We start from the raw sequence: 20,121 nt of genomic DNA, 5'->3' as shown, positions 1-20,121 counted from the left end.
CCGTCGCTTATTTCAGCAGGGGCTTCAGCTTGGGCCAGACATTGGCCAGCATCTGTGGCTGAGCCTGGGCATTGGGGTGAATGCGGTCGCTCTGAAACCATCGCTCGGCATCCGCCGCATCGCCGATGCCCGACAGCAGAAACGGCACCAGCGGCAGACTTTGCGCGTCGGCAATGCTCCTGAACATCTCGGCAAATTGCTCGGTATAGGTTGCTCCATAGTTGGGCGGTACCTGCATGCCAACCAGCAGCACCTGGGCCCCGGCCTCCCTGGCGGCCTTGATCATGACTTCCAGATTTTGCTGTGTGCTCTGCAGCGCCAGGCCGCGCAATGCGTCGTTGCCGCCCAGCTCCAGAATCACGATGCCCGGCTCATGCTGCCTGAGCAGTGACGCCAGGCGCGCTCTGCCGCCGGCCGTAGTCTCGCCGCTGATACTGGCATTGACCACCTTGCGCGGATTTTTTTCGTCATTCATGCGCTGCTGCAGCAACTGTACCCAGCCCTTGCCGCGCGTCAGCCCGTACTCGGCACTGAGCGAATCGCCAAGCACCAGCACCGGGCCGGATTTCGCACCGGGAGCGGCCTTGGCCGGCTCCTTGTTCCTGGCAGGCGATGAGGCCACTGCCGCACCGCAAGCCCCTGAAATGGCTAGCGTCAGGGCAACAGCGATACAGTGACGGCGCTGCAGCGCAAAGTGCTGGCTGCGACTCTTGACGTTTTTGCTATCCAATTGATTCATGTCCACAACTCTTGCCATTCCTTTGATTGCCGTTGAGCAACTGTCCAAATCGGTGAGCGATTCCACAGGCGTGCTGGATATTTTGCGGGATATCAATCTGAGTTTCACGGCCGGTGAAACCGTTGCCATTGTGGGGGCCTCCGGCTCGGGTAAAAGCACTTTGCTGTCGATTCTGGCCGGCCTCGATACCCCCAGTCACGGCACGGTCCGCCTGCTGGGCCAGGATCTGTTTGCACTCAGCGAGGACGACAGGGCGGCGGTGCGGGCACAGAAGATGGGCTTTGTCTTCCAGAGCTTTCAGTTGCTGGGCAATCTCACGGCTTTGGAAAATGTCATGCTGCCGCTGGAGCTGGCGGGGCAGCGCGATGCGAGAGCACGGGCTTCGCAGATGCTGGAGCGTGTGGGCCTGGGTCAGCGTCTCAATCACTATCCCAGGCTGATGTCGGGTGGCGAGCAGCAGCGCGTGGCCCTGGCGCGTGCTTTTGTGGTGGAGCCGGCCGTGCTGCTGGCCGATGAGCCCACCGGCAGCCTGGACTTCGCCACGGGCCAGACCATCATGGAGCTGATGTTTGCGCTCAACCGCGAGCGCGGCACGACCCTGATTCTGGTGACGCATGACCGCGAGATTGCGACGCAATGTGATCGCAGCATCACCATAGAAGCCGGACGCTCTGTCTGAAAAAACAAAAAGGCCTGTGTGATCACAGGCCTTTTTGGCGTCTGGCACTTATCAAACAGGCACTTGAAGCTATCAAATCGGTAGTCTCTGAATTCAAGCCTCAGATGCGCGCGACTTCCAGTCCGGCCCTGCGCTCTGCGGCGCGGCAGGCGGCTGCGGTAAACAGCACGTCGGTCGAGGAATTGAGGGCTGTCTCGGTCGAGTCCTGAATCACGCCGATCACATAGCCGACACCCACTACCTGCATGGCCACATCGTTGGGGATGTTGAACAGGCTGCAGGCCAGCGGAATCAGCAGCAGCGAGCCACCGGGTACACCCGAGGCACCGCAGGCACAGACCGCAGAGACCACGCACAGCAGTATGGCCGTGGGAATGTCCACCGAGATATTGAGCGTATGGGCAGCGGCCAGTGTCAGCACGCTGATGGTGACGGCAGCGCCGGCCATATTGATGGTGGCGCCCAGCGGGATGGAGATGCTGTAGGTGTTCTCGTCGAGCCTGAGCTTCTGGGCCAAGGCCAGATTGACGGGAATGTTGGCTCCCGAGCTGCGCGTGAAGAAGGCGGTCACTGCGCTTTCACGCAGGCAGGTCAGCACCAGCGGATAGGGGTTGCGGCGAGTCTGAGTCCAGACAATGACTGGGTTGATCACCAATGCCACAAACACCATGCAGCCGACCAGCACGGCCAGCAGATGGGCATAGTCCTTGAGTGCTTCCAACCCGCCGGAGGAGAAGGTTGCGACCACCAGGCCGAAGATGCCGAAGGGGGCCAGGCGAATCACGCCTTGAATCACGCGGGTGATGGCATGGCCAAAGTCCTCCACCATGGTGCGGGTGTTGGGCGTGGCGTGGCGTAGTGCCAAGCCCAGCGCAATAGCCCAGGCCAGAATGCCGATGTAGTTGGCGTTCAGCAATGCATTGACGGGGTTGTCGAACAGGCTCTGGACGACGGTGCTCAGCACCTGGCTGATCTCGCCGGGCACGCTCTGGACTTTGGGCGCTTCACGAAAGTGAATCACCGAGGGAAAGAGCGCGCTGGCTGCAACGGCCACGCAGGCCGCCGCCAGCGTACCGATGACGTACAGCAAGAGCACGGGCTTGATTTGCGTCTCCTGGCCGGGGCGGTGGCTGCTGACGGCCGCCATGACCAGCAGCAGCACCAGAACCGGAGCGACAGCCTTGAGCGCGGCAATGAACAAGCTGCCCAACAGGGAAACCGACTGGGCGGCGGCCGGCCATAGCCAGGCCACCAGGCCGCCCAGAATCAGGGCAATCAGAATCTGCAGCACCAGGCTGCTGCGGTTGAACCAATCGAGCAAGGCGTTGAGCATGCTGGGTATTCGTTATGGGATTGGAGGGGATGCAAACACGCAAGCCTCCTCATGCCGGACATGAAGAGGCTATATGCGTGAATGCAGGGGCAGCAGGCTCAAGCCTGTTGCCAGTCGTTCTGGGTGGCAGTGGAGCCTCATGTAAAGACTCGCACTCGGAAAAAGCCATGCTGGTGCTGCTTGATGATCCGGTGCCTTGCCCGTTGGGGGCGCAGTGTAGCGGCAATGGAAAACCTCAGCTGTCAGCCCAGACATGGCCCTGCGAGTCTCAGGTCTGCCGTAAACGCCGGGATAATGTGGCCCCATGTCGTCCCCCAAAGTTCTTTTCGGCTTTCACGCCGTAGGCGTGCGTCTGAAGACCGCCCCCCAATCCATCATCGAAGTCTATTTCGAGGCTTCGCGCCGCGATGCGCGCATGCGCCAGTTTCTGGAGCGTGCCAAGGAAGCCGGTGTGCGTCTGATCGAAGCCGATGCCCTGCGCATTGCCAAGCTCGCCGGCTCTCACGGCCATCAGGGCGTCGCTGCGCGCGTGGAAGAGGTCAAGGACACGCGCACGCTCGACGAGCTGCTCGACGACCTGGAGGAGGAGGGTGTGAAAGCCCCGCTGCTGCTGGTGCTCGACGGTGTGACCGATCCGCACAACCTGGGGGCCTGCCTGCGTGTAGCCGACGGTGCCGGCGTGCATGCCGTGATTGCTCCCAAGGATCATGCGGCCGGCATCAATGCCACCGTGGCCAAGGTGGCCAGCGGCGCGGCCGAGACCGTGCCTTACTTCATGGTCACCAATCTGGCACGCACGCTCAAGGAACTCAAGGAGCGCGGTATCTGGATCATCGGTACCAGCGGCGATGCCGACAAGCATCTCTACCAGATGGATCTGACCGGCCCGACAGCGCTGGTGCTGGGTGCCGAGGGCGATGGCATGCGTCAGCTGACCCGCAAGACCTGCGATGCGCTGGTCAGCATCCCCATGCAGGGCGCGGTGGAAAGCCTGAACGTGTCGGTTGCCAGCGGGGTATGTCTGTATGAGGCGTTGCGCCAGCGCCTGGCAACGGCCGTGGCGATCAAGGCCTGAGCCGGCTTTACCGGTATCTGAAGCAAGGCGTGGCTGCGAAAGCAGCCACGCCTTTTTTGAAGGTCCGGCCGAACCGTTCTCAGACGGCCGGCAGATCGGCTGGCGTCGCGCAGTCCGGATGCAGCATGCGCTGTACGGTGCGTGCCAGCTCGCCAATCTCCATGGGCTTGCTCAGCACCACGTAGCGGCATTCCTGAGCATGTGGCACTTCGGCCTCTTCGCTGCTGGTCATGAGGATGAGCGGAATGAGAACATGCTCCCGGGCCAGCTTTTCCTGCATTTTTGCGATGCTCAAGGCACCGGAAAACTCATCGGCGGCAATGATGAGATCCACCTTCATGCCGCTGTTGATATAGCGCAGCGCGACTTCGGGTAAATATGCGGTCACGACCTGATAACCAAGTCCGTAGAGCACCTGGGCCATGGCATTGCGCGTGGCCAGATCGGGCTCGATGAGCAAAATCGCTTCCTGCCGGCCCGCAGGTGCCGAGGCTTGCGGGCTCTGCGGTACGACCGGTTGTGCGCGCGGAAAGTACAGGCTCACGGTGGTTCCCAGGCCTGGGGTGCTTTCCACTTCGATCAGGCCCCGGACATGGTCCATGAAGTTCTTGACCATGGGCAGGCCCAGGCCCGCGCCCTTGCCTTCGGGCTTGGTGGTGAAGAACATGTCGAAGATGCGGGCCTTGATCTCTTCGCTCATGCCCGTGCCGTTGTCGGCCACGCTGATCATTACGTAGTCGCCCGTATGGCCGGCACGCTTGAGCAGCACGTTCTCCGCTGTCAGCGTGATCTGGCCCTGCTCTTCGGTAGCATCACGCGCATTGATGCAGAGATTGATCAGCGAGTTCTCGAAATACAGCTTGTCCACGCTGATGGGCCAGATGCTGCTGGCCATATGCAGCTGCAGTTCAGCGTTCTGGCCGACGGCCTTGCTCAGCAGCGGCTCCAGGTCTTGCACCAGTGCACGGGGGTCGGCGGCAGCCAACTGCATGGATTTGCGACTGCTGAACCCCGTCAGATGTGATGCCAGGCTGCCTGCTTTCTGGATGGTGTTGAGTATCACATCCACATGTTCGAGCTGCTCGGGCTCACCCAGCTGCTTTTCCAGCATGCCGGCATGCAGGCCGGTGATGAAAAGCAGGTTCTTCATGTCATGCGCGACACCGGCAGACAACTGGTTCACCATGCCCATTTTCTGGGCTTGGGCGAGGTAGGTTTCGGCCTGATCCAGCGCCTGCTGCTTGAGTCTCAGCTGGTGGCTCAGCGTGGTGATCTGGTCGCGCAACTGATTCTCGGATTGCCGGACGCTGTCTATGCCCAGGTTGGCGCCGACCCAGTAGAGAATCTTTCCCTGCGCATTCTTGACGGGAGACAGCGATGAAAAAAACCAGTGGAACTGTCCGTCATGGCGCTTGATACGCAGCCGGTATCCCGTCGGCTTTTCGGTGATCAGGGCGCGCGACAGCCCGGTGTTGACGGTCGCCAGATCGTCGGGGTGCACGATATCAATCCATATGCCTTCGCGCAGGCTCAGGGGGCGTACTTCGCGGTAGGCGTATTCATGCAGGGCCCGGTTGAGCCAGGTCACCTCTCCATGGGGTGTTGCAATCCAGACCTGATAGGGCAGGTGGTCCAGAAAGTCCTCAAAGCGGTTGACATGCCCCAGCCCGAGTTCGTCATCGGGTTCACGAAACGAGGTTTCGGTCGGCAATACATAGCATTGCACCGCTTCTGCCGTGCCATTGGCTTGAATTGGCGAAAAATGCCAGAGCCCGGGGTGATCGGGGAAGTTTGCAGTCGCTTCCAGGCCAGTCTCCATGCACTGCCTGATAGCCAGCCTGGCTGTTTCCAGAATCTCGCGCTCGGGAATGCCGGGCGCCTGGTGACTGGGCTGCAGAAGACGCCGCAATGCAGGATTGGCAAAGCGCAGTTCCAATGTTTGGACATCAACAAGACCCCATGCCAATGCTGCTGGCGTCATGGCTTGCTGAAGTGCGAACAATTGGCCCGATTCATTCATATGCTGGTGTGGTGCAATATCAGGCAAAAAAGAAGCTCCGCATAGGAATTCAAGTATTCCACGTTGCAACTCGATTTTTGAGGTTATAGCCTTGGTTCAAGCACTTATTGACAATTCTTCGGCGTCCTTCAGTGCGATTGCCTGCGTGCGTCGCTGGCTGGGCGAGGCCCAGCGGCTGGCCGTGCTTACCGGGGCAGGTGTCAGCGCTGAGTCGGGAGTGCCCACTTTCAGGGAGGATGCAAACGGGTATTGGTCCCAGTTCAAGCCTGAGGAAATGGCCAGCGAGGCGGGGTACCGCCGCGATCCGGCTCATGTCTGGCGCTGGTACGAGCACCGACGTGCGCTGGTTGCCAAGGTGAAGCCCAATGAGGGGCATCTGGCGCTGGCGCGTTGGGCAAGGCAGCATCCCGGTCGAATGACACTCATCACGCAGAATGTGGATGGCCTGCACCAGCAGGCGGGCAGTGAAGATGTGCTGAGCCTGCATGGAGAGCTGAACGGGAATCGCTGGCTGAATCGCCGTTGTGCGTCCTGCGACCTGGAGCAGGCCGTCCCGGGGGAGCCGCCTCATTGCGCCGCCTGCGGCAATTTGCTGCGGCCTGCCGTCGTGTGGTTTGGCGAGTCTCTGCCCAGCCAGACCTGGGCCAGGGCAGAGCAGGCGGCAGCGCAATGTCAGCTGATGCTGGTGATCGGCACGTCGGGCGCAGTCTACCCGGCAGCAGGTCTGGCCAAGATCGCAGGGCGCAACCGGGCGCGAGTGGTCATCATCAACCCGCATGCAAGCGAGCTGGACTCGGTGGCGGACCAGATGATCGCCATGCCATCGGCAAAAGTGCTTCCCTTGCTGCTGGAAAGTTCCGAGTAGGCAGGCATAGGAGCCAGCAGCAGCATCAGGAAAGAGACTGCCTTGGCAGTTGACGCCTGATCTGCCGAACCCGAGGCTTGGCGGTACTGCTTTTACACCCAGCCCAGCGCACCCAGCGCCGCACCGCCAGCCAGCAGCCACAGCAGATGAATGCGGGTGCGCCATACCAGCAGGGTGCACGCAAGGCTCAGCAGCCATAGCTTCCAGTCCTTGCCAGGGTTGCCGCTGGCGCTGCCCAGCAGCCAGCCTGTGGCCAGCAGCAGCCCGATCACCAGCGGAGCCATGCCTTGCTTGAAGGCGCGCACGCCGCGTTTGTCCCGGTTGCGCTGGCCCCAGCGCGAAGCCTGCCAGGTCAGCAGCGAGCTGGGCAGCAAAATGCCCACCATGCATACGGCAACTCCGAGTGCACCTAGTCCCCAAGCCGCAGGGCCGGCGCCGCCGCCCGCATTCAGTCCCACGTTCCAGCCCAGCAGGGCGATGAACAGCACATTGGGGCCGGGGGCAGCCTGGGCGATGGCGATGGCGATGGAGCTGGTGAACTGGGTTTCCGACAGCCAGTGGTTGCCGTCAACCAGATAGCGGTGCATATCGGGCGCGGCGGTGATGGCTCCACCCACGGCCATCAGCGACAGCGTCAGGAAGTAGGCAAAAAGATGCAGCCAGTCCACGGTCTGCAGCCCGATCGCCAGCGGGCTCATGTCAGCCTCCGGTAGGTCAGCAAGCAGCCTGTTGCGCCCACCAGCAACAAGGCCCAGAACAGCGGCAGGCGCAGCACGGCCACCAGCACAAAGGCGGCGATGGCCAGCCCTGCGCAATACCACTTGCCCAGAGGGTGCTTGCGCAGCGTGCCGGACAGCTTCAGGCCCATGCCCGCCACCAGTCCTGCCGCCACGGCGCCCATGCCGCGCAGGGCGCCGGCAACGGCCGGGTTGGCCGCGAACTGGGTGTAGACCAAAGTGAGGCTGATGACCACCAGCATCGGGAATGTCAGCATGCCGCACAGCCCCACGATGGCGCCGCGCCAGCCGAAGTAGCGCTCGCCCAGCATGATGGAAAGATTCACCACATTGGGCCCGGGCATGATCTGCGCCACGGCCCAATCCTCCATGAACTCCTCATTGCTCAGCCATTGGCGTTTTTCGACCAGTTCGCGCTGCACCACGGCCAGCACGCCGCCGAAACCCTGCAACGCCAGAAAAGTCAGTGACCAGAACAGTTCACGCAGATGGCGGGGACGGGGCCGCTCGGCTAGCGGCAAGGACGGTGGGGCGGGCGAGCTCATCGGGCGGTCTCAAGGAGAGAGTGATCGGAGTCAGCTGTGGATGCTAATCCGGGCATCTGTCTCCGGATTGGCTCGAGCCATCTTCAGTAGAGAAGGGTGTATCGATCACTTTGATGGCTCCCGTTGCCGGAGCGCGACGCCTGGCGCAGGTCAGAGGTCGCCCAGGATCTGTTCCAGATCAGCGTCGTCGGCATCGGCCTCCAGGCGCAGGCTGCCCTGTATGTGGTCCAGGTGGCTGAGCATCAATTGCTCTGCCAGCTCGCCATTGCCCGCGACGATGGCATCGACCACGGCTTCGTGCTCATCCACCAGGCAGCAGGTATTGACCGCCGATTCATACAGCGAGATCGTCAGGCAGGTCAGTGTGGACAGTTCACGCATGCTGCGCAGCAGCGCGGAGTTGCCGGCCAGCTCCGCCAGCAGCACATGAAACTCGCCGGACAGGCGCACCGTGGCTCGCTTGTCGGAGTTGGCACGTGCTTCGCGCTCCTGCTTCAGATGGGTCTGCAGGCGACGGATCTTGCTGTTGTCCATGTTCAGAACGAGGCGACGCACAATGCCTGGCTCTATCAGTCGGCGTGCTTCAAAGACGTCCAGCGCCTGCTCGATGCTGGGTTTGGCGACAAAGGCTCCACGCTGCGGGAACAGCTCCACCATCTGGTCGCGGGCCATGCGGGCAAGGACCTCGCGCACGCGAGCCCGGCTGGTGTTGAAGATATTGGCCAGCCTGTCTTCGCCGAGCTTGGTCCCCGGCAGCAGGCGGTGCTCATGGATGGCTGTGGCAATGCGAGCCGCCATTTCATCCACGGTAATTTCAGATCGAGATGTGTTGCTTCGATTGTTCACTTTTGTAGTGTATTTTGTCGACATGCCGGTGAATTCTAGTGTCACACGGCATGTCGGCTTCGAACGCCCCGATTGAGGTTATCCCGCAGAGTGTTCAGGGCAGCTGATTCAAGAGCTGGGTGAGCCCCGGGGGGAGGTTCTTGAAGTCCTTGCGTGGTGGTTTGGCAAAGCTGCCGGCGCGTGCCGGAGCGGGAGCCAGCGAGGCCAGGCTCTGTGCATGGTTGACGGCGCTGGAGACGCCATCGACGGCCGGCACCGGCAAACTGTGCTTGATGGAGCGTGCGAGGCCCGCCAGCGGGGCGCCGGCAATGATCAGCACGTCGGCGCCATCCTCGCTGACCGCTGCTTCGCACAAGGCCTGCAGGCGTGCTGCATGGTCGTCCTGCACACTTCCGATGTCTCGCAGCGGCTCGTCCAGGCAGCGAATGCTGGCCAGTCGGTCTATGAGTCCGTTGCGCTCGACCATATCTCGGTACCAGGCGGTAATGCGCCTGGAGATGGCAATGATCGAGAAGCGTTTGCCCAGCATGCATGCGCTCATGAGCGCGGACTCGGTCATGCCCAGCACGGGAATGTCCAGGGCCTCTCGCAGGCCTTCGAGACCGGGGTCGCCAAATGCAGCCACGATGACGGCGTCATGCCGTGCGGCATGGGTTGCGGCCAGCTCGGCCACGGCATAGGCGGCAATCATGGCCTCGAAGCGCGTCTCGATATAGGCCACGCCCATGGGGGCGGTCAGCATGGTGATTTCCGTGCCTGGCGCGGCGGCCAGCCTGGCCTCTTTCTCTATCAAGGAAGTGACGCTCTCGGAGATATTGGGATTGATGATGAGCAGTTTCATGGTGTGTGCTCCGGTTCAGAAGCGAGGGGCATGTCGCTTGGGCAGCAATGTGGGGGCGCCACGTCGCAGAAATTGTCCCTGGCCGGCTCGGGCCTGGAACTTCTCGCCATCCCAGACGACCTGGCCGCCCGACAGGGTCAGGCAGGGCCAGGCCTTGAGCAACTGGCCTTCGTAAGGGGTGTGGTCCACGTTGTGATGCAGGTCGCGGTTGCTGATGGTGCGCTCGCCTTCCTGCCAGACGACCAGGTCGGCATCGGCTCCGATGGCGATGCTGCCCTTGCGCGGATGCAGTCCATAGACCTTGGCGGGGTTGGTGGAGGTCAGTTCCACGAAGCGGTTCAGCGTCATGCGTTCCGCCAGCACGCCATGGGTGTAGAGCAGGGGCAGACGGGTCTCGATGCCCGGGATGCCATTCGGAATATGGCTGAAGGAGACCTCGTTGCCACCCGGTTTTTTGCCTTCCGGGGCGTCATAGTTGAATGGCGCATGATCGGACGAGAATACCGTGAAGAGCCCGTCGTTCAGACCGTTCCAGATGACCTCCTGGTTCGCCTTGTCGCGCGGCGGCGGGCTGCATACGCACTTGGCGCCATGGTAGCTGTCGTCGAGGCCCAGGTCTTCTGCGCTCAGGAACAGGTATTGCGGGCAGGTTTCGGCCATGATGTTCATGCCGTGGGAACGTGCCCAGCGGATCTGCTCGACGGCCTCGCGGCCCGAGACATGGACGATGAGGATGGGCACATCGGCAAGCTCCGAGAGCGCGATGGCGCGGTGGGTGGCTTCGCGCTCCACCAGCATGGGGCGCGAGACTGCGTGATAGCGAGGGGCGGTGCGGCCGCTGGCTTCCAGGCGCTTGGTCAGCCACTGGATGCAGTCGGCGTTCTCTGCATGGATCATGGTGGTGGCGTCGTACTTGCGCGCCACGTCCAGCACGTCGAGGATCTGGCCGTCGTTGAGCTTCAGATCGTCATAGGTCATGTAGATCTTGAAGGAGGTATAGCCTTCGCGGATCAGCGCGGGCAGTTCGTTTTCCAGTACTTCGGGCGTGGGGTCGCTGACAATCATGTGGAAACCGTAGTCCACGTGGGCCTTGCCGTCGGCGCGACGGTGGTAGTCCTCCACGGCCGCGCGCAGCGACTGGCCCTTGGCCTGGGCCGCGAACGGAATCACGGTGGTGGTGCCGCCGCAGGCCGCGGCGCGCGTGCCGCTGTCGAAGTCGTCGGCCATGCGCACCGGCGGCTCCATGGGTTGGTCCAGGTGGCAGTGGGCGTCGATGCCGCCGGGCGTGACCACGCGGCCGGCAGCGTCATATTCGCGGGCGCCGGCGGGCAGGTTGGCGCCCAGCTGGACAATCTTGCCGTCGCGGATGCCTATATCGGATTCAAAGATGTCGCTGGCGGTGGCAACGCGCGCATTGCGCACTACGAGATCAAATTCGCTGGATTTCATGCTGATATCAGAGTTTCGGGGTGTCGGTAGGGTCTGCCGGTGCTCCGGACTTGCCCTGGTGTTGTGATGCGAGTTCGAGTTCGCGCGCCAACGCCTTGTGGCGGGCGGGCGTGGGTTTGGCATGGGCCTGGTTGCTCAGCGCGGGCAGCACGTAGTCATTGACCATGCGGCGGATGGCCAGCACGTTCCGGGATTCGCGCAGGCCGCCTTCGATGGGCAGCATGCTGGTCATGACCACCACGGCATTGCGCTCGGGCAAAACCACAATGAACTGGCCCTTGAAGCCCATGGCGTGGGTTTCGGGCTCGGTGGCGACGATGTCGTTGATCCACCAGTAATAGCCATACCATGGCGCCGAGGCGGGCGCGGTCATGGTACGGACCCAGGCCTGGGAGACGATCTGCTTGCCGTCCCAGCGGCCGCCGGTCAGCACCAACTGGCCCAGCTTGGCCATGTCCACTGCGCGCAGGCGTAGCCCCCAGCCGGAGGAGACCAGGCCTTTGTCGTCAGCCCGCTCCCAGGCGTAATGGCTCATGCCCATGGGCTTGAAGAGTCTCTCCTTTGCAAAGTCCTGCAGTGGCATACCGGCGTCGGCCCCCAGCGTGGCGCTGGCCAGAATGGGGTTGACGTCGGTGTAGTCGAAGGTCGTGCCGGGCGCTACTTTGGGCGTAGTTTCGGCCGCCAGCTTGAGACGGTCGGGGGCGCCGTAGTAGATGGGGTCGTCGGTGGGCTTGAAGTTATAGACCAGGCCCGTGGACATGGACAGCACATGCCGCAGTTCGATGGATTGCTTGTCGGAGAAGGCGTCCTGAAGGTCGGGGTGGGCCTTGGCCAGGATGGGCGCCACTTTCTCGTCGAGCTTGCTGCGGCCCTCGTCCACCAGAACGCCGGCGGCCAGGGCCGTCACGTTCTTGGTGATGGAGTACTGCTCGTAGTTGTGGTTGCGCGTCAGGCCCTGGCTGTAGCGCTCATAGATCAGCTTGCCGTCCTTGACGACGAGAAAGCTGCGCACGTCGAGGTTTTCCTTGCGGATCATCTCGGATAACTGCACCAGAGGACGCGAATCCACGCCTACGGACTCGGGGGCGGCAGCAGGGAAATCGTGACTCGCCTGGACGGCGACGGAGTTGCGGCTGGCTGGCGTGGCGGCATATGCGCTCAGGGTTGAGGCGATGGCCGTGGCGCAGGTCAGGGCCAAGGCTTGGCGTGTGGGCAAGGGCATGGGGTTCTCCATCAAAGTGTCCAGGCGAGGCGGGGGGCGGTACTTAGACCGGGATCTTCTTGCTGTAGTCGATCACGATCGACGAGCAGACGAAGAGGCCTGCGCCCGCAGCAGCGAAGAGCATCATGGCCATGTCGTAGGAGCCGGTGGCCTGCACGATCACGCCCACCAGAATGGGTACGCCGATGCCGGCGAAGTTGCCGCCCAGGTTCATGACGCCACCCAGGAAGCCGACGCGCTTGCGGGTGCCCAGAATGGAAGGAACGCACCAGAACAGACCACACCAGCGCAGGAAGAACAGCGTTACCGACAGCAGGATCACGATGGTCACGGGGTCCTTGAAGCGGGCCACGTTGTAGATGGCGATGGTGGCGATGATCGAGGCGATACCGAACAGCGTGCGCAGCACCTTGGCTTGCGAAGCGCCCGCAGCCTTCCACTTGTCGGCAATCCAGCCGCCGACCATCTCACCGACGAAGCCGGAGAAGAACATGATGAACACGGCGCCGCCCATCTGCTTGATGTCCATGCCATGCACCTTGGACAGGTAGGTGGGCATCCAGGTCAGCAGGCCGTAGAACAGCGCGTTGAAGCACATCCAGCCGAAGAACATGCCCCATACCGAGCGGTACTTGAAGAAGTCCATTACCTTGCCGCTGGCATGGGCGGGCTCGGCGGCGAGGTCGGCGGCATGTGCTTCCTCGATGAAGGCAGCTTCGGCTTCATTGACGCCGGCGTGCTCACGGGGATGGTTGCGGATATACCACCAGGCAAAGACACCCGCGATCATGGTGCCAACGCCCGCGACGACGAAGGACACGCGCCAGGAGTCGAAGTGGGTCAGCAGGCCGGCGATGATCAGCGCGCCCAGGGCGGCGCCCAGCGGTGCGCCACCGTCCAGCAGCGTGGCGCCGCGGCCGCGTTCGTTCTGGGTCATCCAGATGCCGTTGAGCTTGCCGCCTGCGGGGTAGATGGGGGCCTCGGAGGCGCCCAGACCCAGACGGGTGATCAGCAGCGACACCCAGCCGGTGCAAGCTGCGGCGATGGCCTGGAAGAAGCCCCAACCCAGGGTGGAGCAGACGATGACCACGCGTGGGCCGAAACGGTCGGCCAGCATGCCTCCGGGAATCTGCATGAAGGCATAGGTCCAGAAGAAGGAGCTCATCAGCAGGCCCTGAACGGCAGGGCTGAGATCGAACTCCTTGGCGATCATGGGCATGGCCACGGACAGCGATGCGCGGTCAATGTAATTGACTGCGATCAGGAAAAGCATCATCAGGAAGATCTTCCAGCGCACCTTGGTCGGCGCTGCCGCCGCCTGCGGCGTGGCAAGTGTGGTTGGGTTTTGCATCTCGGGTCTCGCTCCATCGGTTGATTGGTTGTTCGATGTGAGGTCGAAATCTAAATGTCGACAATTGTGTCAACAATATCGTAAACACCTATTTGAGAATTATTCTCTGAAATATGCTGTGAGGCGAACGGCGGTGACGAAGTAAAGATTTTCTTGTCAGATAACTTTGAGCGATTTGACTTTGATTTATTGTCAACAATATTGTTGACGTTTGTTTTGGCGAGGTGAACAATGCCGGCTGGCAATACAAAGGAGACAAGCAATATGACTGCAACTACGACATGCCTGGGCGTGCTCACGCCTTCTTCCAACACCGCGCTGGAGCCTCTGACCAGCGCACTGGCTGCCAGTGCCGGCAATTGCTCGGCCCATTTTTCGCGCTTCACGGTGACTGAGATTTCGCTGGCCGAGGGGGCACTGAACCAGTTTGACGACAGCAAGATCCTGGCCGCAGCCGAGCTGCTGGCCGATGCCAAGGTGGACGTGATCGGCTGGAGCGGCACGGCCGCAGGATGGCGGGGCTTTGAGACCGATATGCGGCTGTGCGAGCGTATTGCCGAGCGCACCGGCATCAAGGCCACGACGGCCATCCTGGCACTCAATGAGCTGATGGAAAAGCTCTCCGTGAAGAAGCTGGCCATCGTCAGCCCGTACACGGCGGACGTGCAGCAATGCATCGTCAACAACTACCGCGCCGCAGGCGTCGAGACCACGGCAGAGCGCCATCTGGACATCTCGGTCAACCACAGCTTTGCGCTGGTGGAGCCCGAGCAACTGCTGCAACTCATCGGCAACGTGATCGAAGAAGGCAAACCTGACACCGTCGTGACTTACTGCACCAATTTGCGCGCTGCGCACCTGGCCGAAGAGGTGGAGCGCCGTTGGGGCGTGCCGCTGCTCGATACCGTGAGTACCACGGTCTGGGGCATGCTGCGCGCGGCCGGGCGTGATCCTTCCGCCGTCAAAGGCTGGGGCCGCCTGTTCGATGTTGCATGATGAAGACCTTAGAGGGCGACACTGGCCGATTCATAAGGAGACAACCATCGTGAAACTGCTTCGCTATGGCAGCGTGGGTGCGGAGCGCCCGGGCGTGCTGGACGCCGACGGCGTGCTGCGTGATGCATCGGCCCTGGTGTCCGATTGGGGCCCGGGCCAGCTAGGTCCCGATGCGCTCGAGCGCATACGGTATACGGACCGGAGTCGTTTGCCCAAGGTTGACGGAGCGCCACGCCTGGGCTGCCCCGTGGCACAGGTGGGCAAGCTGGTCTGTGCGGGCCTCAACTATGCTGACCACGCGGCCGAGGCCGGACTGCCAGCGCCGGCCGAACCCGTGCTGTTCATGAAGGCCGTGACGGCGATCTGCGGTCCGGGCGATGCGGTGCAGATTCCGCAGGGCGCGGACAAGGTCGACTGGGAGGTTGAGCTGGGCGTTGTCATCGGCAGCCGCGCGCGGCGCGTGACCGAGGAGCAGGCTCTGTCCCATGTGGCCGGCTATCTGTTGGCCAACGATGTGTCCGAGCGCGGCTGGCAATTGGAGCGTGGCGGCACCTGGACCAAGGGCAAGAGCCATGACACGTTTGCGCCGCTGGGCCCCTGGCTGGTGACGGCCGACGAAATTGCCGATCCGCATCGTGTGGGCCTGTGGCTGGAAGTCAACGGCAAGCGCATGCAGAGCGGCAATACGGCCAACTTCATTTTCAGCCTGCCCACGCTCATTTCGTATATCAGCCAGTTCATGACGCTGGAGGCCGGCGATGTGATTCTTACCGGAACGCCTGCGGGCGTGGGCCTGGGACAAAAGCCGCAGCCCGTCTTTCTCAAGCCCGGCGACGTGGTGCGGCTGGGGGCTGACGGACTGGGCGAGCAACGCCAGGTCTGCGTGGCAGTGAACTGACGCAGCTTTTTTCCCGGAGAGCTGGTTTTCAGAGCTTTCCGGGAGAAGCCGGGCCGGAAGGCGTGCGCTTTTCTTCGGCCGGCTGGAGCTGCTGGGCCTGCTTGATATCGATTCGCCTGGCTGTGATCCTGGCCACGCATTCGAGTTTTTGCAGGTCCTTGGCCGTCAGGCTTTCATCGGCCGCCTGGCGGAAGCAGCAGAGCGTGCCTAGACCTTGCCGCTGGCCAGCACGATGGGCGTGCTCAGATGGGCGCCCACGCGAAAAGGAGTTGCAGGCAGCTTGGCAAAGGCAGGGTGGCTGGTCGCATCCTGGACCAGGCCAGGCAGAATACCGTCGAGCACGCACTGACAAAACGACTCTTCCAGGGGGGCGCCGCCGGTAGCAATCCATTCCTTGCCGGGGGCAGTATCGACATGCTGGAACATGCGTTGGCCGTTGCGGATCTCGGAGACAAAAATCACCTCCATATTGAGGTGCTGGCGCAGCTCCTGCAGGACCAGGCGCACGTTTTCATCGACCAGTTCGTCGCTTCGATCTGCCGTGGCCAGCAACAATTCGCTGACCTGTACCTCCAGTGCCTCTGGTGCGTAGTCCCAGTTGTGAATCGCCATCTCTCAAACCTCTGAATGTCGCGCAAAAACTCGGACCATTGTGGCCGAGCAAACAGGGTTCTCAAGTTAACAATACGTAAGGCTTCAAGGTGAATCCTGGCCGGTCACCGGTCTGGCGATGTCGTCGGCTGCAGCCGTCTGGTCGGTCTGGGGCCGAATCAGTGTCAGCACCTGGGCATGCAGCTCGGCGGGCACGGCGATCAGTTCCATATTCAGCACACGGGCCATTTCCTGCAGAGTGGAAAAGCGCGGGTCGACATCGCCGGTTTCAGTGCGCTGTACGGCCATGCGCGACAGGCCGGCACGTTCGGCCAGATCGGCCTGGGTGATGCGGGCGGCCTTGCGGGCCTGGGCCAGAGTGGTGATGAGTTCGGAAGTCATGCGTATCAATATACTCTTTGTAGCGCGGTGCAAAAGCATGGCGCCTGCTGGAGAGTGTTTCCCCGGTCAGGCGGACCGCCGCAGTCTGCCATGCCGCTGCCATACTGCGAGGGCATGGTGGTGATGGTTCATCGAACAACAGGAGTGCGCAATTGGACTGGATAGCAATGCAGCTGAGCCACGAGAGCGTCAAGCTATGGCTGTCCGTGGGCTGGTCGCTGTATGTCATCGTGGTGGGCATCTGGATTCTGCTGCAGCGCAGCCAGCCGATTGCCACGCTGAGCTGGCTCTTGTCCATGGCAGCGCTGCCCGTGGTGGGTCTGCTGGTCTATTACTACTTCGGTCCACAACGCATGAAGCGCCAGCGTATCAAGCGGCTGCGCTCGCGCAAGCGTTCGCGTGTGCGCAACAGCATGCAAAAGCTCAGGGAACGCATTCCCGCCCAGCAGGAGCGCCTGCGTCAGGTGGCGCGGCTGGTTGGCATGACCAGCGATTTCCCGGTAAGCACGGCCACTTCCATGCAGTTGCTGGCAGGGGGCGCCGCGACCTTTGATGCGATTGCCGAGGCCGTGAATGCAGCACGCCACCATGTGCATCTGGAGTACTACATCTACGAGCCCGATCAGACCGGTACGGCCTTGCGTGATTTGCTGATCGAGAAAGCACGCGCAGGCGTGCAGGTGCGCTTGCTGGTGGATGCTCTGGGCTCCAAGAAGCTGGGGCGAAAATTCCTGGAGCCGCTGCAGCAGGCCGGGGCCGAGGTGCTGCGCTTTCACGACGCCAAGATTGGGCGGCGGCTGCGACCCGTGGTCAACTTCCGTACCCACCGCAAGATTCTGGTCTGCGATGGAAAAGTGGGTTTTACGGGCGGCGTGAACGTCACCGATGAAGAGAACGAGCGCATTTGTGACGATGCCTATCACGACGTGCATATCCGGGTCGAAGGCTCCGTCGTCAACTGGCTGCAGACAGTTTTTCTTGAGGACTGGGCCTACACCCGCAACGAGGATCCGCACCGCCTGCCCGACGATCTCGATGATCTGTTGCCCGATTGCGAGGACGGCCCCATCCCCATGCAGGTTGTGACCTCGGGGCCTGACGACCAGTTGGACGCCATCTACCGAGCTTATCTGGCGGCCATCAACGCGGCCCAGCAACGCATCTTGCTGACCACGCCTTACTTTGTGCCGACCGAAGGCGCGCTGACGGCTCTCACCAATGCCGCGCTGCGCGGTGTGGAGGTCCGCATTCTGGTGCCGAAGAAGTCTGATTCGCTATTGGTGACGGCCGCTGCGCGCTCCTATTTTGACGAGCTGATTCGCTGTGGCGTACACATCTATGAATATGCAGCCAGCATGCTGCACTCCAAGACCTTGGTGGTCGACGACAATATGGCCATGATTGGTACGGCCAATTTTGACTATCGCAGTTTTTTCCTCAACTACGAGGTCTGCGTGATCGGCTATGGGCCAGAGCTGAATCAGGCCATCGCTGCCCAGTTCGAGGCCGACCTGGGCCAAGCTCGAATGGTGCAATATCGCAGCGAAAAAGGTCTGCGGCGACGGCTGTTCGGTTCCGTCGCCCGATTGACATCGCCGCTGCTGTAATGGGTGAAACCGTGAACCATTGTGTGGACGCTCTGGCGCTGTGGCGCCTGCAAGACTGGCTGCATGCGCACCCGCGTGTGGTTGTCATTGGCGGCGCCGGCTGCAGTACCGAAGTCGGTATCCCCGACTATCGTGATCGCAACGGGCAGTGGAAGCGTCCGCAGCCCGTGACCTATCAGGCCTTCATTGGCGATGTGCTGGTGCGTCAGCGCTACTGGGCGCGTTCCATGCTGGGCTGGCGCGTGATGGGCCAGGCGCGGCCCGGTTCCGCCCATCAGGCACTGGCGCGGCTGGAGCAGCAAGGCCGGCTGGAGCTGCTGATTACCCAGAATGTCGATGGCCTGCATGATGCGGCCGGAAGCCTGAACACCGTGGACCTGCATGGTCGCATCGACACCGTGCGCTGCATGGACTGCGGCAAGCGCTCTGCCCGCGCCGATCTGCAGCAGCGCCTGCTGGCGCTGAACCCGGCCTGGGCTGAACTGTATGCCGCACCAGCGCCCGATGGTGACGCCGACCTGGAAGACCAGGACTTCAGCCGCTTTGTCGTGCCGGCCTGTCCACATTGCGGTACCGGCCTGATCAAGCCCGACGTGGTGTTCTTTGGCGAGACGGTGCCGCGTGAACGCGTGCAGACCTGCATGGCTGCCGTGGCCAGGGCCGACGCCGTGCTGATCGCCGGCTCTTCATTGATGGTGTATTCGGGTTACCGCTTTGCGCTGGCAGCGCATGAGCAGGGCAAGTCCATCGTGGCCATCAACCAGGGGGTGACGCGAGCCGATGCATTGCTGGACTTCAAGCTCGAAGCCGATGTGGGGCAGGTCTTGACGAGCCTGAGCCTCTAGCTGCTCGCGCAAGGGGATCAGCCCGGGGCGATCTGCACCAGATGGGAACTTGCCCCGGCCTTCGTCGTGATTCGCACAGGCAGAAAGCGCTGAATCACCGCGAAATTGCTCAGTGCGTGGGGCGTCAGCTCCGTACAGCTGTAGCTGGCGGGCTGCCCGCGCAAATGCACGGCCAGCGCCAGCGGCAGCACCCACTGGTCAGCCAGGTGTGGGCCCAGTGCGCCGTCGCTGCTTTGGTAGCGGCGCATTTCCTGCGCCAGCAGGGTGGCCACGGTTTCGGCGGTTACGCCTTTTTCGCCGAATTCGGTGAAGACCTCGGTCACCTGCTCGTGCACCAGCGTGCCCAGCAGCGCATTGCCAGGCCCCTCGTTCTGGCGCACGCCGGCTTGGCGCAGCTGCCCGGGTTGCCAGTCCATGAGGGCAGCCAGCTTGTTGAGTTCGCGCCGTGCAATCGACGAAGGCAGGGCTGGAGCAAGGCAGTCCGCATACGCCTCGAGTGCGCTGCCGCGCTCGTTGAGGTCAAACGGGGTCAGCACCTCTCTGGCGCCGCCGATCACGGCCTTGAACTCGCCGCCTCCGGCGGGGTAGAAGCCGTGGCGCTGAAGTGTCAGTTGCACAGGTGCGCCAAGGCGGCGCAGCAGCGGCGCATAGCTGCGCTCAAGGAAGTGGAAGGGCGGAGCCATGGGGTTGTGCGTGCCGCCCCTGAGCTGGATCCGGCTTTCGCCAGCGGCCAGCATCAGCGCGGGCCACACGGTCTGCAGCACCAGGGTGCAACTGCCGGCCGATCCCACATTGAACGCATAGCTGCCGCAGTGCACGGTGCCGGGCGTGAACTGCAGTGCCTGCGAATTCAGCTCTGCACCTTCCACCCGGGCGCTGCTGATTTCGATGGCTGCGTGAACGCAGGTCAGGTGCTGGCGCATCAGCCCCGGCTTGGAGCGGCCCGCGCGGATCCGGGTCAGGGCAAAAGCCTGGCCCGTGCACATGGACAGGGCCAAGGCGCTGCGCAGTATCTGGCCGCCGCCTTCGCCCTGGGAGCCGTCGATTTCTATCATTGTCCTATTCCTCTTGTTCTTGATT

At 62.4% G+C, this 20,121-nt stretch carries 20 protein-coding genes; 7 read left to right on the top strand and 13 right to left on the bottom strand.

What is annotated here, in order from left to right:
• Positions 1-7: 7 nt before the first annotated feature.
• Positions 8-739, bottom strand: a complete 732-nt coding sequence (locus F0P97_RS17420; protein ID WP_182283297.1) for an arylesterase — start codon at positions 737-739, stop codon at positions 8-10.
• On the opposite strand from F0P97_RS17420, the gene F0P97_RS17415 reads away from it, so the two are divergent.
• Complete coding sequence (locus tag F0P97_RS17415) at positions 738-1,418, top strand: ABC transporter ATP-binding protein (protein ID WP_182283296.1); 681 nt, start codon at positions 738-740, stop codon at positions 1,416-1,418. The genes F0P97_RS17420 and F0P97_RS17415 overlap by 2 nt on opposite strands.
• Before the next feature lie 100 nt (positions 1,419-1,518).
• On the opposite strand, the gene sstT is transcribed toward F0P97_RS17415, so the two are convergent.
• On the bottom strand, positions 1,519-2,751 hold the full coding sequence (gene sstT / locus F0P97_RS17410) for a serine/threonine transporter SstT (protein WP_182283295.1): 1,233 nt from the start codon (positions 2,749-2,751) through the stop codon (positions 1,519-1,521).
• A 304-nt stretch (positions 2,752-3,055) separates the two neighbouring features.
• Here sstT and rlmB point away from each other — a divergent pair, with 304 nt between their 5' ends.
• Positions 3,056-3,826 (top strand): 23S rRNA (guanosine(2251)-2'-O)-methyltransferase RlmB, encoded by a 771-nt coding sequence (rlmB, locus tag F0P97_RS17405; RefSeq protein WP_182283294.1) that lies wholly within the window; start codon positions 3,056-3,058, stop codon positions 3,824-3,826.
• A gap of 79 nt (positions 3,827-3,905) precedes the next feature.
• Here the strand turns inward: rlmB and F0P97_RS17400 are convergent, their stop codons facing one another.
• Positions 3,906-5,807 carry a hybrid sensor histidine kinase/response regulator gene (locus tag F0P97_RS17400; protein WP_232537975.1) on the bottom strand — a complete coding sequence of 634 codons (1,902 nt, stop codon included), beginning with the start codon at positions 5,805-5,807 and terminating at the stop codon, positions 3,906-3,908.
• 130 nt (positions 5,808-5,937) lie between these two features.
• Here F0P97_RS17400 and F0P97_RS17395 point away from each other — a divergent pair, with 130 nt between their 5' ends.
• Positions 5,938-6,711 carry an SIR2 family NAD-dependent protein deacylase gene (locus F0P97_RS17395; RefSeq protein WP_182283292.1) on the top strand — a complete coding sequence of 258 codons (774 nt, stop codon included), beginning with the start codon at positions 5,938-5,940 and terminating at the stop codon, positions 6,709-6,711.
• Between the two features lie 92 nt (positions 6,712-6,803).
• On the opposite strand, the gene F0P97_RS17390 is transcribed toward F0P97_RS17395, so the two are convergent.
• From F0P97_RS17390 to F0P97_RS17360, 7 genes are all read right to left on the bottom strand, one after another.
• On the bottom strand, positions 6,804-7,409 hold the full coding sequence (locus tag F0P97_RS17390; protein ID WP_182283291.1) for a chromate transporter: 606 nt from the start codon (positions 7,407-7,409) through the stop codon (positions 6,804-6,806).
• Entirely contained in the window at positions 7,406-7,993 is a 588-nt protein-coding gene (locus F0P97_RS17385; RefSeq protein WP_182283290.1) for a chromate transporter, read from the bottom strand. The genes F0P97_RS17390 and F0P97_RS17385 overlap by 4 nt, the downstream gene beginning before the upstream one ends.
• 150 nt (positions 7,994-8,143) lie before the next feature.
• Positions 8,144-8,791: a GntR family transcriptional regulator gene (locus F0P97_RS17380; RefSeq protein ID WP_034358464.1), complete on the bottom strand. Its 648-nt coding sequence runs from the start codon at positions 8,789-8,791 to the stop codon at positions 8,144-8,146.
• Positions 8,792-8,933: 142 nt separating this feature from the next.
• Positions 8,934-9,680 carry an aspartate/glutamate racemase family protein gene (locus tag F0P97_RS17375; RefSeq protein ID WP_182283289.1) on the bottom strand — a complete coding sequence of 249 codons (747 nt, stop codon included), beginning with the start codon at positions 9,678-9,680 and terminating at the stop codon, positions 8,934-8,936.
• A gap of 15 nt (positions 9,681-9,695) precedes the next feature.
• A complete protein-coding gene (gene hydA / locus F0P97_RS17370) occupies positions 9,696-11,129 on the bottom strand; it encodes a dihydropyrimidinase (RefSeq protein WP_182283288.1) in 1,434 nt (477 codons plus the stop codon).
• A gap of 7 nt (positions 11,130-11,136) precedes the next feature.
• Positions 11,137-12,363: a serine hydrolase domain-containing protein gene (locus F0P97_RS17365; RefSeq protein ID WP_182283287.1), complete on the bottom strand. Its 1,227-nt coding sequence runs from the start codon at positions 12,361-12,363 to the stop codon at positions 11,137-11,139.
• A gap of 31 nt (positions 12,364-12,394) precedes the next feature.
• Complete coding sequence (locus F0P97_RS17360) at positions 12,395-13,702, bottom strand: MFS transporter (protein WP_182283286.1); 1,308 nt, start codon at positions 13,700-13,702, stop codon at positions 12,395-12,397.
• Positions 13,703-13,966: 264 nt separating this feature from the next.
• On the opposite strand from F0P97_RS17360, the gene F0P97_RS17355 reads away from it, so the two are divergent.
• Entirely contained in the window at positions 13,967-14,698 is a 732-nt protein-coding gene (locus F0P97_RS17355) for an aspartate/glutamate racemase family protein (RefSeq protein WP_182283285.1), read from the top strand.
• Positions 14,699-14,747: 49 nt separating this feature from the next.
• Entirely contained in the window at positions 14,748-15,596 is an 849-nt protein-coding gene (locus F0P97_RS17350) for a fumarylacetoacetate hydrolase family protein (RefSeq protein ID WP_182283284.1), read from the top strand.
• Positions 15,597-15,803: 207 nt separating this feature from the next.
• On the opposite strand, the gene F0P97_RS17345 is transcribed toward F0P97_RS17350, so the two are convergent.
• Positions 15,804-16,208: a diguanylate cyclase gene (locus F0P97_RS17345; RefSeq protein ID WP_232537973.1), complete on the bottom strand. Its 405-nt coding sequence runs from the start codon at positions 16,206-16,208 to the stop codon at positions 15,804-15,806.
• Positions 16,209-16,292: 84 nt separating this feature from the next.
• On the bottom strand, positions 16,293-16,589 hold the full coding sequence (locus F0P97_RS17340; RefSeq protein ID WP_182283283.1) for a helix-turn-helix transcriptional regulator: 297 nt from the start codon (positions 16,587-16,589) through the stop codon (positions 16,293-16,295).
• A 167-nt stretch (positions 16,590-16,756) separates the two neighbouring features.
• On the opposite strand from F0P97_RS17340, the gene cls reads away from it, so the two are divergent.
• Both cls and F0P97_RS17330 read left to right on the top strand, forming a co-directional pair.
• Positions 16,757-18,196 (top strand): cardiolipin synthase, encoded by a 1,440-nt coding sequence (gene cls / locus F0P97_RS17335; protein WP_371878551.1) that lies wholly within the window; start codon positions 16,757-16,759, stop codon positions 18,194-18,196.
• Positions 18,196-19,041, top strand: a complete 846-nt coding sequence (locus F0P97_RS17330) for an NAD-dependent protein deacetylase (RefSeq protein ID WP_182283281.1) — start codon at positions 18,196-18,198, stop codon at positions 19,039-19,041. Before cls ends, F0P97_RS17330 begins: the two co-directional genes overlap by 1 nt.
• A 17-nt stretch (positions 19,042-19,058) precedes the next feature.
• On the opposite strand, the gene rtcA is transcribed toward F0P97_RS17330, so the two are convergent.
• Positions 19,059-20,096 carry an RNA 3'-terminal phosphate cyclase gene (gene rtcA, locus F0P97_RS17325; protein WP_182283280.1) on the bottom strand — a complete coding sequence of 346 codons (1,038 nt, stop codon included), beginning with the start codon at positions 20,094-20,096 and terminating at the stop codon, positions 19,059-19,061.
• Positions 20,097-20,121: the final 25 nt, after the last annotated feature.

Origin of the sequence: Comamonas testosteroni (genome assembly GCF_014076415.1) — a bacterium.
In the GTDB taxonomy this organism is placed as follows: Bacteria; Pseudomonadota; Gammaproteobacteria; order Burkholderiales; family Burkholderiaceae_C; genus Comamonas; species Comamonas testosteroni_F.
The sequence above is the reverse complement of the archived record's forward strand: the minus strand, read 5'-3'. Positions and strand labels throughout refer to the sequence as shown.

Bases quoted from the DNA above. Each gene is read 5' to 3' on its own strand.
- F0P97_RS17360 (WP_182283286.1), bottom strand. From the start codon at position 13,702: ATGCAAAACCCAACCACACTTGCCACGCCGCAGGCGGCGGCAGCGCCG.
- F0P97_RS17340 (WP_182283283.1), bottom strand. From the start codon at position 16,589: ATGACTTCCGAACTCATCACCACTCTGGCCCAGGCCCGCAAGGCCGCC.
- cls (WP_371878551.1), top strand. From the start codon at position 16,757: ATGCAGCTGAGCCACGAGAGCGTCAAGCTATGGCTGTCCGTGGGCTGG.
- F0P97_RS17385 (WP_182283290.1), bottom strand. From the start codon at position 7,993: ATGAGCTCGCCCGCCCCACCGTCCTTGCCGCTAGCCGAGCGGCCCCGT.
- F0P97_RS17400 (WP_232537975.1), bottom strand. From the start codon at position 5,807: ATGACGCCAGCAGCATTGGCATGGGGTCTTGTTGATGTCCAAACATTG.
- rlmB (WP_182283294.1), top strand. From the start codon at position 3,056: ATGTCGTCCCCCAAAGTTCTTTTCGGCTTTCACGCCGTAGGCGTGCGT.
- F0P97_RS17390 (WP_182283291.1), bottom strand. From the start codon at position 7,409: ATGAGCCCGCTGGCGATCGGGCTGCAGACCGTGGACTGGCTGCATCTT.
- F0P97_RS17415 (WP_182283296.1), top strand. From the start codon at position 738: ATGTCCACAACTCTTGCCATTCCTTTGATTGCCGTTGAGCAACTGTCC.
- F0P97_RS17345 (WP_232537973.1), bottom strand. From the start codon at position 16,208: ATGGCGATTCACAACTGGGACTACGCACCAGAGGCACTGGAGGTACAG.
- F0P97_RS17365 (WP_182283287.1), bottom strand. From the start codon at position 12,363: ATGGAGAACCCCATGCCCTTGCCCACACGCCAAGCCTTGGCCCTGACC.
- sstT (WP_182283295.1), bottom strand. From the start codon at position 2,751: ATGCTCAACGCCTTGCTCGATTGGTTCAACCGCAGCAGCCTGGTGCTG.
- F0P97_RS17380 (WP_034358464.1), bottom strand. From the start codon at position 8,791: ATGGCGGCTCGCATTGCCACAGCCATCCATGAGCACCGCCTGCTGCCG.
- rtcA (WP_182283280.1), bottom strand. From the start codon at position 20,096: ATGATAGAAATCGACGGCTCCCAGGGCGAAGGCGGCGGCCAGATACTG.
- F0P97_RS17330 (WP_182283281.1), top strand. From the start codon at position 18,196: ATGGGTGAAACCGTGAACCATTGTGTGGACGCTCTGGCGCTGTGGCGC.
- F0P97_RS17355 (WP_182283285.1), top strand. From the start codon at position 13,967: ATGACTGCAACTACGACATGCCTGGGCGTGCTCACGCCTTCTTCCAAC.
- hydA (WP_182283288.1), bottom strand. From the start codon at position 11,129: ATGAAATCCAGCGAATTTGATCTCGTAGTGCGCAATGCGCGCGTTGCC.
- F0P97_RS17420 (WP_182283297.1), bottom strand. From the start codon at position 739: ATGAATCAATTGGATAGCAAAAACGTCAAGAGTCGCAGCCAGCACTTT.
- F0P97_RS17375 (WP_182283289.1), bottom strand. From the start codon at position 9,680: ATGAAACTGCTCATCATCAATCCCAATATCTCCGAGAGCGTCACTTCC.